13 protein-coding genes are annotated in these 13,121 nt (G+C 41.0%); 8 read left to right on the forward strand and 5 right to left on the reverse strand.

The genetic code is table 11. The features are described from left to right. Positions 1–196: 196 nt before the first annotated feature. From BT105_RS05480 to BT105_RS05500, 5 genes are all read right to left on the reverse strand, one after another. Positions 197–1,636, reverse strand: coding sequence for a tyrosine-type recombinase/integrase (locus tag BT105_RS05480; protein WP_072299802.1), 1,440 nt, complete (start codon positions 1,634–1,636; stop codon positions 197–199). Positions 1,637–1,759: 123 nt separating this feature from the next. Further along, a complete protein-coding gene (locus tag BT105_RS05485; RefSeq protein WP_072299803.1) occupies positions 1,760–2,089 on the reverse strand; it encodes a plasmid mobilization protein in 330 nt (109 codons plus the stop codon). Positions 2,090–2,630: 541 nt separating this feature from the next. Continuing rightward, a complete protein-coding gene (locus tag BT105_RS05490; protein ID WP_177243936.1) occupies positions 2,631–4,106 on the reverse strand; it encodes a DNA primase family protein in 1,476 nt (491 codons plus the stop codon). After that, entirely contained in the window at positions 4,057–4,665 is a 609-nt protein-coding gene (locus BT105_RS05495; protein WP_072299804.1) for a CHC2 zinc finger domain-containing protein, read from the reverse strand. The genes BT105_RS05490 and BT105_RS05495 overlap by 50 nt, the downstream gene beginning before the upstream one ends. Next, complete coding sequence (locus tag BT105_RS05500; RefSeq protein WP_242940092.1) at positions 4,662–4,865, reverse strand: helix-turn-helix domain-containing protein; 204 nt, start codon at positions 4,863–4,865, stop codon at positions 4,662–4,664. Before BT105_RS05500 ends, BT105_RS05495 begins: the two co-directional genes overlap by 4 nt. 449 nt (positions 4,866–5,314) lie before the next feature. Here BT105_RS05500 and BT105_RS05505 point away from each other — a divergent pair, with 449 nt between their 5' ends. The 8 genes from BT105_RS05505 (at position 5,315) to BT105_RS05540 (ending at position 13,115) form a co-directional block, all read left to right on the forward strand. Beyond that, positions 5,315–6,412: a DUF6076 domain-containing protein gene (locus BT105_RS05505; RefSeq protein WP_072299806.1), complete on the forward strand. Its 1,098-nt coding sequence runs from the start codon at positions 5,315–5,317 to the stop codon at positions 6,410–6,412. 110 nt (positions 6,413–6,522) lie between these two features. Next, positions 6,523–6,990 carry a metal-dependent transcriptional regulator gene (locus BT105_RS05510; protein WP_072299807.1) on the forward strand — a complete coding sequence of 156 codons (468 nt, stop codon included), beginning with the start codon at positions 6,523–6,525 and terminating at the stop codon, positions 6,988–6,990. 39 nt (positions 6,991–7,029) lie between these two features. After that, positions 7,030–7,731 carry an ABC transporter ATP-binding protein gene (locus BT105_RS05515; RefSeq protein WP_072299808.1) on the forward strand — a complete coding sequence of 234 codons (702 nt, stop codon included), beginning with the start codon at positions 7,030–7,032 and terminating at the stop codon, positions 7,729–7,731. Between the two features lie 10 nt (positions 7,732–7,741). Further along, positions 7,742–10,036 (forward strand): ABC transporter permease, encoded by a 2,295-nt coding sequence (locus tag BT105_RS05520; protein ID WP_072299809.1) that lies wholly within the window; start codon positions 7,742–7,744, stop codon positions 10,034–10,036. 20 nt (positions 10,037–10,056) lie between these two features. Then, positions 10,057–10,854 carry a class I SAM-dependent methyltransferase gene (locus tag BT105_RS05525; RefSeq protein ID WP_072299810.1) on the forward strand — a complete coding sequence of 266 codons (798 nt, stop codon included), beginning with the start codon at positions 10,057–10,059 and terminating at the stop codon, positions 10,852–10,854. A 49-nt stretch (positions 10,855–10,903) separates the two neighbouring features. Further along, positions 10,904–11,533 carry a GNAT family N-acetyltransferase gene (locus BT105_RS05530; protein WP_072299811.1) on the forward strand — a complete coding sequence of 210 codons (630 nt, stop codon included), beginning with the start codon at positions 10,904–10,906 and terminating at the stop codon, positions 11,531–11,533. A 58-nt stretch (positions 11,534–11,591) separates the two neighbouring features. Then, entirely contained in the window at positions 11,592–12,032 is a 441-nt protein-coding gene (locus BT105_RS05535) for a hypothetical protein (RefSeq protein ID WP_242940093.1), read from the forward strand. Positions 12,033–12,053: 21 nt separating this feature from the next. Further along, positions 12,054–13,115: a DMT family transporter gene (locus BT105_RS05540; RefSeq protein WP_072299813.1), complete on the forward strand. Its 1,062-nt coding sequence runs from the start codon at positions 12,054–12,056 to the stop codon at positions 13,113–13,115. Positions 13,116–13,121 lie beyond the last annotated feature (6 nt).

Raw genomic sequence — 13,121 nt, forward strand, 5'->3', positions numbered from 1 at the left:
AAAAATCACAGTATTTTCTAAGAAAACATTAGTTCGCGTTTATCTTTTTAGAATGAGCGTGGTCAACTTTTGGTCAACTAATTGTTGGCTGCGATATTTTTAAAAAGAAGTGCTGTACATTTAATCGCAAATGCTTATTAAAAAAACAGCTTGTAACCTATATGATTACAAGCCGTTCTATGATTTTGATTGTACATTATGCCCTTTTCAGTTTTGACAGGATAGCATTGTCAAGTGCTTCTGCCGCCTTTTGATCCGCCTCTTCAATAACATGACAATAGATATTGCTTGTTGTGCTTGCACAGTTATGTCCGAGTCGCTTTGATATTTCATTCAGCGGTATGCCGTTCATAATCATCATTGTGGCTGATGTGTGTCTGAGTGTGTGAAGGTGTATCGGTTTCAGTCCATATTTAAGATTGAAGGAACGAAACCATTTGCTTGGAGTAGACGGATGCAGCGGTTTTCCTGTTACACCTGTGAACACCTTTCCTGATTCTATCCATTTACTGCCTACGTTCTCACGCTGATAGTCTTGCCATTCACGGTATTTCATTAACATCTGCATTACATAATCAGAAACCTTTATCTTTCTGTTGGAATACTTGTTCTTAGGGGTATCTTCATATATTCCTGTCTCTTTCATATAAATGACGTTTCTTCTGATATGGACTATGTTATTATCAAAATCGATATCTCTCCACTCAAGACCGCTCATCTCTCCTCGTCTGAGTCCCGTAAACAGAAGAAAAGGTATAAGTGTCTTGTAATGCTCCGGAGCATATTTATCAAGAGCATCCATCAGGTTTACCATTTCATCTTCCTCAAGATACTCAGCCTCCTTCTTCTCAACTTTTGGTGGACGTACACGGGAACAGGGATTGCTCTCTATAACTCCCTGATATACGGCAAAGGACATTATTGAAGATATCATGGCATGATATCGCTTGACTGTACTTGCCTCCATCGTTTTCTTCTCGGTCTCTGAAAAAGACTTCTTATAATTCAGTTTCAGAGCATCACATATTTTTTTAGCACATTCAATTGTGATGTTGTTACCTTTTAAGATTGATTTTATGGTCGCAAGTGAAACTCCTGATTTTCTGGAAAGTTCACTCTGTGTCATAAGAGAAGAATTATCTGTTACGGTTTTTCTGCCTTTATCACGGTTATAGGTATAAATATAATTCTGGAAATCTATAACAGGCGAACAAGTCATATTAACGGTAACTTTTTTCTTCAACATTTTAGCATACAGTGATGAAAGTGTTATTGGATTAATCTTATTGATCTTCAAATGCCCGATTTCCTTATTAACATATATAAGCTGCTGTTTATAGCTTAAAAAAGTGGTCTTTTTCAAATTCGTTTCTGCATAATCTTTTATCCATATATCAGTAAGTTCTTTAAAAGTTATATTATCGTCAATTGAAGTTTCGTTATTGCATTTCTTTTCAAAATCTGCTGCAATAGCTTTTATTTCTTTATTGATTTGAAACTGTGTCATTCCTTCAGGAGGAGTCCAGGACAAAGTTTTCATTTTCTGCTTACCATCAATATCCCTGCCTGTAAATACACGGATACGATAACTTGTTATCTCACCATTTTTGTTTTTTCTAGCTGTGATATTAGCCATATTAGCCTCCTTACATAAATGATAGGTTTTAACTCTCGGTTTATCGCTTTAAAGCATAACATTATCGCATGAAACTGTCAAGATGTTTTTATAATATTTTTCATTTAACAATGTTGCTTTAGCTTATAGAAGCTTAGAAAGTATCTTTTTCAATAACTTCCAGATATTCTCCTGAGTCTGTTCTATCTGCTGCATATCTTCTGCATAAATGTTATCAGTAGCATTGATACGCTTTGCTATCTGATTGATATTTCTTGATACACCTGAAATGGAACTTGCAATATCATTAAAAACAGAATAGTCCACTCTGATTATCCTGCCTTCAAGAGCCATTTTTCTCATATACAGTGATTGATTGGTCATATTCATTTTACTCATTTTCAGCCTGATAGCTGCAAGTTCATCGTCATCAACATAGAAATTTATCATGTGCTTCCTTACACGGTTTGCCATATCTGCCTCCTCACAAAAATGTTTTTAAACTTCAGATAAAAGGGTCTGGGAATCTCCCAGTAATGTCTGCTGCCTTTAATGAGATTTTTCTTGAAAAATCGAAAGTGTAATGACACAGGCGTTGCTTGCTCCCCGCCAAAGGAGCAAGTACAGTTTCTTCAGAAACCGCCGAAGTGTCTTTACAAAGGCTATGCTTGCTCCCTTCCAAAATGCACTTCAGTGCCTGATAACTTTTTCGGAAATTTCTGAAAAGCTTAGAATACTTTTTCAATGAAAAATATCATTTTTGTTACATCACAAGAGCACGGCTTCTGAAGAATTATTCTCCTTCTGAAAAACTGAAATGGATTTCAAAATCGGTGTATTTGATGTATTTGGTGTCTATTTGCCTGTATTACGACGTTTCAAAATACATCTGATACAGCGTCGGTGTATTCAAGGTGTATTCGCGGTGTATTTTGATGTATTAAAAAACAGCTTGAAAATGGCTTAACACCGTATATGAATACACCGAATACACCAAATACATCATTTTTTAAATTCAGCTGAGATTATTTCTGTAGGTGGTATCCAGTCCGCGATATCCTCTGGCTTTCTTCGCGTTTCCGTGACTCTGAATATTGTTACCGTATTCGATATTGTACTTGTTGTGATTCTGCTTAAGCCAGAAGTTGAACATTTCCTTTTTCATAGGATCGGTACTGTTAATAGCGCACCAGTGACAATAACCGCTGTACAAGTCGGCTGTGGAGCATTCCAGTTCTTTTCCGAACTTCACGAACTGTTCGTCCTCAAGAAAACCGATAATGTTGCTGCTGTCCTTCATACTGTTCCTGAGATTTTCTGCTGTCCTCTCACTGATAGTAAAGCTGAAATTATTATTCCTCAATCTTTTTAATCCCTCCAGTGACCACAACAATATTCCCTCTTTTTCGGAAATAAATTTCTCAACGAGGAAAGGATCGTCAACTCTGTTTTCTGGTTTAGGCTTCGTGGTAATAATTATCTGCCTGCGAAAAAAACCGTCAGACTTATCTGTGAGTGATTTCAGTGAACCGTTTCCGAATGACATCAACTTTGCATAAATGTTTGCTGAGTATGGCTGTATGCTTTTTTTCTCAATAAGCATTTTTCCCTCATTTGTGATAATTGTTTTCAGCACATTTGTCTCAGAAAGCTTTTCCATTATCATATCGTCGTCAAGGAAAAGATATGAGTTCTCAAGTGCTGCACGGGCAAAGCGATTGGTTTCAAGAGTATACAGATTTCCCGTTGACATTGTACGTCCGTAGATGTTTTTCAGCAGAACTCCGATACGGCTCTTGCCCTCACCGCCGTTGCCTATTATGGTCAGCATTTTCTGCGCCTTTGTACTCGGTATCAGCAAGTAGCCGAACCATTCCTGCAAGGTGAGAATATCCTCAGGGATAAGGAGCTCCGACAAAAATGATAAGAACTTCTCGGGTGAAGCTGCATTAGGATTATAGCTGTTATTGATACGTCCGAAACAGAATTTTTTCTCGTAAGTGAACTCGCCCGTCTTAGCATTCAGCGTACCGTTTAAAAGGTGTATCTCGTTCATATCGGGAACTATTTCTTCGGAATGTGCGTCCAGCTTCAGAGCCTGACACAACTGTTTTACCTTGCCTGCGACGCCTTTCTGGATATACGGTTTCAGCTTATCATAGATAAGCTTTTCGATATAGATATCCTCGATAACTCCGTCAAAGCCAATGAACTGATTGTTGATGCAGATTATCCTGTGTTCAGATAAGAATTCCTCACAGAAGATTATCTCATTTACGCTCTTGTCATCAAGCCATACGGGAGCTGTATCTGTGGCAAAAGAAGTATCAGAAGTTGAATATGATTCGGAGTAACTTTGTTCTTCGATGGCAGTATATTCGCTCTCAGTGTCACCGTCCGAAGTGAGCGCTTCGGGCTCAACGTCTATTATTGTCGGTTCTTCATCTGGAAATGACATATTCGCTGCTTCGTCCTGTGATACTATTTCCATAATATTCTCTGACTCTCTTTCCTGCACGTTCCAACACTTCCTTCCTGTTCTCAATAAAATCTTTCCGCTCTTCCTGCGTTCCGCTGATGAAAATATTGCAGTAGTTCTCATATTCGTCCTGATTGTTCAGACTTTCTACAAACAGCGGACTGGGTTCTTCTCCCTGTGACCTCGGAGCATATTCTTCGCGGAATCTGCACAGCAAATGATAATAATCAGACAATACGCGGAAAGCTTTTCCTTCCTTTTCACGCTGGGTCTCCCTCTGTATCACGGGTTTTATGAATGGTTCATTGCTGCTGTGTACGATACCGAATGCGGAACAGAGTTGCTTTGCAGTTTCGTACTGTGACAGTCCCGTTACCTGAGCCGCAAATGCTACTGCATCACCATGAGCTCCGCAGCCGAAGCAATAATAGTGGTCGTCGTAGAGCTTCATGGACGGAGTTTTGTCGTCATGGAAAATGCAGTTTATCATTCCTCTGCGAGTGTCGATACTATACAGTTCCGCCACCTGCTTCATGGTAACACTTTCACGAACCTTTTCAAATATATTCATGCAGCATCACCGCCTTCCGGCTCATAGTGTCCGAAAACAGCTTTCATAAGAGCTTCTTCGGAAATGAGGTACTTCTTGCCAGCCTTGAAACAGGGCAGGTCTCCCGAAATACACATCTGCCTGATACGGTATTCCGTCAGTCCCTCGATAAGCTTCGCCGCCTCTTTGATCGTAAGCACTTTTCTTTTTGGTGTAGTCATTTTCATGACCTCCTTTTAATAAGATCAGCATTGCTGCTGACATACGCTTTAAGCAGTATGTATTACAAGACGGCGAAAGGAACTATCATTTGTTAGCCCACTGTGATTTATTATGTTTTCAGGTTTCTTCTGCAACGTTGCAATCCCATTATAGCTAACCAAAACAGCAAAGTCAATAGATGTGACATGCATACTCTATTTACAACTATTTTACATCTATTTTCGTATATACTCTACTTTTTCAGATGTAACATCTATTTTAGAAAATATATAGCATAAACGGCTTTATTACGCTGATTTTTATTTTTCTATCGTAAAATCCAGCGTCTAAAAAAAGTCCCTACTAACAAAAACTGACAGAAATTATTTTTTTGATGTAATTCTTCTGAGTTGACTATAGATAGTAGATGTGATACAATGAATAAAACAACTGCTAAAGGAGAATTGCTATGACAGCTTTTTCAGCGTATTTTAACGGGAATACCGTATACATAAACGGAAAAAAGAAATATGTACTGGGCGAGATACTTGAAAAGATACTGGATAAGCGTTACCGTGAGCTCGATAAGCTCTATTCGGAATGCAGGCGATATGAAGCTATACTGCACTATCCCGAGGATATGCGCGAAGCTGATGAAAGTGAAGAGCTGTTTCAGGGAGCGATCTCTTTCTATGATAAAATAGAGCAGATGATAGCTAATACTCCTCCGTACAGCTCTATGGATATACAGCGCGATACGCTTCGGACGATCCTCAATGAGCATAGCTGGGCGTTTGATGAAGATGAGTTTGATGACATTGATACAGAAGAGCATTATCATTTCTATGTTCGTATTGGCTCAGGTGATATGGAAGATTCAGAACTTCTCAGGGATATTTACATACTTAATGATCAGTTAAAAGCCTTTGCAGCAGAAATGCGTACCTTCATAGAAGATATTCTCAGGGTAAAGCGTACCTTTGAACCATTCTTAGAGAAAATACACAGTGAAAGCCGTTATCTTGACAACAATGAAACAGCACAGGTTCTTGCAAACTTTAACGACATACCTAAAAACAGACTCTATCCGTATGAACGCTTAGAGTCTTCAGGGAATATGCAGTTATCCTATAAGGTTCTGAGGCAAAGAAAAGCCTTCGAGCTGTGTCAGCACTATACTTTCACAACACTCGGAGGCTATCTATATATTGAATTGTTCAAAGGTCTGGAACTACATTACCTTCCAAAGAAATGCGGTTACTGCGGAAAATATTTTCTTCTCACAGCAGGTCTTTTCTCTGACTACTGCACAAGACCAGTAGAAGGGATGGACGGCAGGATATGCCGTGATATGGGACACAGAAAGAAATACGCTGATAAGGTTAAAACAAATCCTTACTGGAATATTTACAGCAAGGCTTACAAGCAGCACTACGCCCGATACATGAAAAAGAAAATGTCGCAGGCTGAATTCTCTGAATGGGCTGATTATGCTCTTGAACTGAGAGATAAGGCTGAAAATGGTGAGATAGATTTGGAGGTATACAGAGAGAAGATAAGGAAGTAGTGTTTTATGTCAAGATTAGAAAACGATAATTTCGTCAATATTATATTTACTTTCTCTCAGATTTAATGCTTCATATTGACAATACAAATATTTAGTGGTATAATCTTAATATGAAGTTATTACGTACTAACTATTATTATGCAATTAAAGAAGGTGTTTTAGTGCTTGGTAAGGAAAAAACGGAGAATTATCTTAGAACTATACTCAAAATTCAGGAATCGTGCGGCAGTGCCAGAGGTATTGATATAGTCGGAGAACTTGGCGTTTCAAAGCCAACGGTCAGTATAGCTGTTCATGAACTTGAGAAAGAAGGATACATTGAAGGCATAAACGGTTCTCATATTATTCTGACAAGAAAAGGAATGAAACTTGCCAGAAAGATAAAAGGAAGGTATTATTTTTTCTTTTATATGCTAAGATATCTGGGCGTGGGAGAAGAAAATGCAAAAATCGATGCGTGTAAAATGGAGCATAGTATGTGCGACGAGTCATATAAAGCACTTTTTGATTTTTTCTTTCAAAAGCATCCTGAGATAGTATCGCAAGAAAATAACAGATTGAAGGATTTATTTTTTTGATATTAAGTTTGCAAAAGCTAACAAATTGGAGGGATATATATGAAAACAGTTGAATTCGAGAACGTAGTAAAAATTTATGGTAAAGGTGAGGGAAAGCAGATAGCGGTTGACCATGTGAGCTTTACCATAGAAAAAGGAGAATTTGTAGTCATACTCGGACAGTCGGGCGCAGGAAAGTCCACTGTGCTGAATATGCTGGGTGGAATGGACGTACCGACGGAGGGCAAGGTGATCGTTGACGGCAAGGATATATCTTCATATAGCGATAAACAGCTTTCGGAATACCGTGCTGATACTATCGGTTTCATATTCCAGTTCTATAATCTTCTGCCGGGACTTACCGCTTACGAAAATGTAGCACTTGTCAAGGACATAAAGAAATCTGCGCTGAGTGCGGATGAAATGCTTGAGCGCGTGGGGCTTGCTGACCAGAAGAATAAGTTTCCGACACAGATGTCAGGCGGTCAGCAGCAGAGAGTATCTATTGCAAGAGCTCTTGCCAAAGATCCGAAGATAATCCTCGGCGATGAGCCTACGGGCGCACTTGATTCGGAAACGGGAAAGCTGGTCATAGACCTGCTGCAAAAGCTTTCTACCGAGCATGGAAATACCGTCATTCTTGTTACCCATAATGCGGATATCGCAAAGTGTGCGAACCGCATAATCCACATGAGGAACGGTAAGATAAAGTCTGTAAAGACCAATGAGAATCCGCTGTCTGTAAACGATATCGACTGGTGAGGTGACAGCAATGCTCAGAAAGAAAATGCTTCGTGACATCAAGGCTAACTTTGCACAGTTCTTTTCAATAATGATACTGTCTCTGATAGCAATGTGGTGCTATACGGGATTTCAGGCAAATGTCATCGGAGGCAACAAAGCAAGAAACGATTTTGAAAGCAGTTCAAACTTTGCTGATGGCTGGATATACGGTGCGGATTTCAACGAGGAACAGGCGAAGAAAATTGCAGCTATCAGCGGTATCAAAGACGTGCAGCGACGAACCGAGGTTCTCGGAAAAGCTGATGAAAAATACAATACTGCGGAAATGTACTGCTATTTTCAGAACAGTGCTGATGTTACGATCCCGCGTACAGTTGAAGGTGCTGACTTCAATGCAGACGACGAGAACGGTTTGTGGCTGTTCAGCAGATTTGCCGAGACATGGGGAATAAAAGTCGGTGACAAATTCACAGTTCATGTTATGGGACTTGACATTGGAAAAGAAGTCAAGGGACTTATCGTTACTCCCGAATACGAATTTGCCTGCGCCTCGACTGATACTGATACTGACTTTCATAACATAGGATTTGCTTATTTATCGCAGAAAGCCCTGCCAGAGGGAATGCGTATCAGCAACGAACTGATATTCACTTGCAATGGTAAGGCACTCAGCTACGAAAAGGATATCGCAAATGCTCTTGGTGATAATTACGCATATTTTGCCGACAGGAACAGCATTCGCGGCTGGTATCAGCTTTCGGATGAACTGGCACAGCATGACAGTTTTTCATACATATTCTCATTCGTGTTTGTAGCCATAGCACTGCTGGTTATCATTACCACCATGAAACGAATGATAGCACAGCAGAGGACGCAGATAGGTACGCTCAACGCTCTGGGTATGAAAAAGCGAAAGATACTGTTTCATTATCTCAGTTACAGCTTTGTACTGTCGACGATTGGCTGTATCCTTGGAATAATACTCGGTATACTGACATTCGGCAGACTTATGGTGAATATGTTCAGTCAGTTCTACACTCTTCCGAACTGGCAGCCCGGATTCAGCTACAAGAGTATCATAGTTGCGGCGGTTCTTGTGTTTATATGTACGGGAACGTCTTATCTTAGCTGCAAGCAGATACTGAAGATACACCCGTCGGAGGCTCTCAGACCTGCGGCTGCCAAGACTGCAAAGCCCTGCATTTTTGAGAAGCTGCCGTTCTGGAAGAAGCTCAGTTTCAATGTAAGGTATAATCTCCGCGATATATCACGTTCTAAAATGAGAGCGTTTATGGGAGTTTTCGGCACCTGCATGGGTATGATGATAATGGAGCTTGGACTTGGTGCCTATGACACAGTAGATTATGTCCGTGACTGGTATTTCCATGATATCCAGAATTATGAGTATCAGGTGCTGCTCAATGACAGCTGCACTCCCGAACAGGCTGAAGAGTTAAAAATCGAGACAGGCGGTGAGCTTATAGCTATGGAAGCGATATCCATAGCTGCAAAGGAACACCCGACTTCCGATGGTATCATAAGCTGTAAACTGGCAGTTACCGAGGGAGAGCAGCTCTACTGCGTATCGGATACAGAGCTCAGAACAACTCCCATAAGGAAAGGCACTGTTGCTCTGACTATGAAACAGGCAAAAAAACTTGGACTTTCAGAGGGAGACAAGGTTTACTGGAAAACAGCGACAGGTTCTGAATGGAACGAGAGCAAAATAGGACTTATATCGCGCCACCCGAATATTACGGGAATCACCATGCTGCGTGAGGATTACGAGGCAGTAGGAATGGACTTCCGACCTGTAATGCTGGTATCGAGGAACAACTGTGAAAATACTGCCGATAACGACTGTGTTTCCGCTGTTCACAGTATGAAAGACCTTATCGCTGCCTTTGACAAGATGATGGAGATAATGAATCTGCTGGTATATTTCATGGTGGTATTCTCGGTTCTGCTGATAGTCATAGTTCTCTACAATTCGGGTAATCTTTCATTCAATGAGCGCGAAAAGGAATTTGCAACTCTTAAAGTTCTTGGCTTTAAGAGCAGCGCTATACGTCGACTACTCTCTACACAAAACCTGTGGCTGTCCATTATCGGCTGCATATTGGGACTCCCCCTCGGACGTGTACCATTGCAGGCAATGATGGACTCCAACGGCGACGCAGTTGACTGGCCGTGCTATATTGCACCGACAACATATATAATTGCGGCAATATTTGTAATGACTGTATCCGTACTTGTCAGCTTTATGTTCTCGCGCAGGATAAAGAAGATAGACATGGTCGAAGTGCTGAAAGGTATGGAATAAATATTAAAGGAGTAATTATTATGGAATTAAGATTAGGCGATGTGCAGACTACTGCACTTATCCCTCTTGCTGTAAAAGCAAATGAAACACTCAGAAAAAACGCTCGTGTCAAAGACAGGAAAGCAGTGGAGATCATAAAGACACTGAATATTGATACCACTCCGTATGATAAGTTCATGTCTCATGAAGGAGTAATTGCACGAACAATTATGCTTGACCGTCAGCTGAAAGGAATAATCAGGAAAGCCCCTGATACTGTAATTGTAAATGTAGGTGCAGGCTTTGACAACCGATTTGAAAGAATGGATAATGGCAAGATACTGTGGTTTGATCTTGACCTTCCCGATTCTATCGCTGCAAGAAGAAAGGCTTTTCCTGAACGTGAACGTGTAACGATGATTGCAGGAAATGCACTGGAAAGCGACTGGTGTAAAACGGTACAGGAAGCGCTTGTGGGCAGAGAATCCAAGCCTGTTTTTATTGCTGAGGGCTTATTTATGTACCTGACACTCGATCAGATCCGTACTTTTCTTGAAGTTCTGAAAAACAACTTTCCTGACGGCGGTATACTGATCGCTGAGCAGAACTGCAAGGCAATGCAGAAAAGTGAAAAGCATCACGATACAGTAAAAAATACAAATGCGCACTTCATGTCCGGCACTGATTCGGGAAAGGAGATCGCTGATCTTACAGAGGGAATAGAATTTGTGGAGGAACACAGCTTCAATGAAGAGATGAAGAAGTACAGCATACGGGCAAAGCTTTTTGCGCTGTTACTGCCTAAGATGAATGATCGCTGGGCGACTTTCAGATGGTAACGTTACGATTATTTCAGAGAATGACCATGCACAGAGGAAAGGAACAGCAATGAAAAAAGTACGCTCATTATCAAAAGAGAAAATAGATGAAATATCCGCGCTAATCGGAGCTTCGTTCTGGGATTTTCCCTATGAACCCAATGAAGGCGGATTGAAGCCTTTCTTTCCGTCAAAAGCAGCGATGACCGAATACATGAAGGCCTTTGTTATTGCAGGCATAGAAAGCGGAACGTTTTACTGCACCGATAACGGCGAGGGCTATATCCTCATCACCGATACGAAAGGCAATCACCCGAATTTCCGAAGCATTGTCAGAATGGTACGGCGAATGAAAAATGCGCTTGGCGGCTGGAGCAAACTGTTTTCATTTCTGAAACAGGCAAACAGCGGCTGTGACATCAAGCCCCTTGAGATACAGATGAAAAAGCAGAAGAAGCCCTATGTCAAGGTTGAAATGCTGATCGTGACAGAGCAGTATCAGGGACAGGGCTATATGCGGAAGCTTATGGAGTTCGCATATAAAATGGCAGACAAAAACGGCTGTCCCTGCATACTTGATACAGACGCAAAGGGGAAATGCGACCGCTATGTACATCTCGGAATGAAGCTCGTTCAGACACGAACTGCGGCGGGCTGTAAGATATATGACCTGATGTACAGCAAGAAAGGCGTGAACTGATATGAGCATCCCTGTCATTATCATAGAAATGGCTATATTTGCTGTATTGTTTACGATAATGTGCTTCAAAACAACAGGACGAAACAATACAACACAGGTAGAAAACTATCCCCCTGATATTCAGGAGGAATACTTCAAAACACATGAACAGGTACCGACTGCGCCGCTTTCAAAGAGAGTAGTCATAACAAAATCAATCGCACTGATTGGCTTTGCTGTAATACTCATTATTATGGCGCTTATCGCCGGAGCAAAATCCTTTACACAGGGATTTCTGTTTGCATTTGGCATGATGGCGTGGATCGGAGCATATGATACATTCTTTATTGACTGGGTTCTTTTCGCTAATATGAAGCATTTTCGTCTTGAAGGCACCGAGCACATGGACAAGGCGTATCATCAAAAATGGTTTCACCTGAAAGGAATGCTGTTTCCCGGATTGATGTTTGCCCTGATACCGGCTGTGATTGTTGGTTTGATTGTGATGCTGATACGATGATAAATGCAGGAGATAGATACTATGTATGAAAAAAATAAAAATATCGCTGTTTTGTATGCGCTGGCGGCAGCAGTATTCTATGCATTGAATGTTCCTTGCTCAAAGCTGCTGCTTGCTCATATTGAACCGACAGTTATGGCGGCATTTCTTTATTTTGGTGCAGGCTTCGGTGTTGGTATCATGTATCTTTTTCATCGAAAAAAAGAAGTATCCTCCGAACGTCTTGCAAAAAAAGATCTGCCTTATACGATTGGAATGATACTGCTTGATATCATAGCACCGATTCTTCTGATGATTGGCGTAAAATACGGTACAGCGTCAGGTGCTTCTTTACTTGGAAATTTTGAGATCGTCGCAACAACAATGATCGCTTTTATTCTTTTCAGAGAGAAGATCAGTAAAAAAGTGTGGGCGGCTGTCGGACTCATCACATTGGCAAGTTTGATTCTGTCGTTTGGAAATATCGGAAGTCTGCATTTTTCTATCGGTTCACTTTTTGTTCTTGGTGCGACTGTATGCTGGGGAATGGAAAACAACTGCACAAAGAGTATCTCTGAAAAAAGCACCTATCAGATCGTGACGATAAAAGGCATCGGTTCGGGAACAGGTTCGCTGATTGTGGCAGCATTACTCGGTGAGCGCATTCCGTCTGCAAAATATCTTCTGCCTGCACTCGTGCTTGGATTTGTTGCATACGGACTTAGTATCTTTACTTATATCCGCGCTCAGAAAGAACTCGGTGCTGCGAAAACCAGTGCGTATTACGCAGTTGCTCCTTTTATCGCTGCGTTTCTTTCTTTTGTATTTCTGCATGAAAAGCTGACAGTGGTTTATCTGGCTGCTTTTCTTGTGATGTTTGTCGGAACAGCACTTGTAACTGCTGATACACTTGCGCATTATCATTCTCATCAGCATCAGCATACTTTTACACACACCCACGGCGGAACAACACATACACATACGATCACGCACGATCACAGCCATTTACATTACGTTAGCGATGCCGTACACGGTCATAGACATAGTCGGCATGAACTAGAAAAAATTGTATCTGAACTTCATGTAAAGGAGCACCTGCAATGAGATTGA

The organism is Ruminococcus flavefaciens (genome assembly GCF_900119075.1).
In the GTDB taxonomy this organism is placed as follows: Bacteria; Bacillota; Clostridia; order Oscillospirales; family Ruminococcaceae; genus Ruminococcus; species Ruminococcus flavefaciens_Q.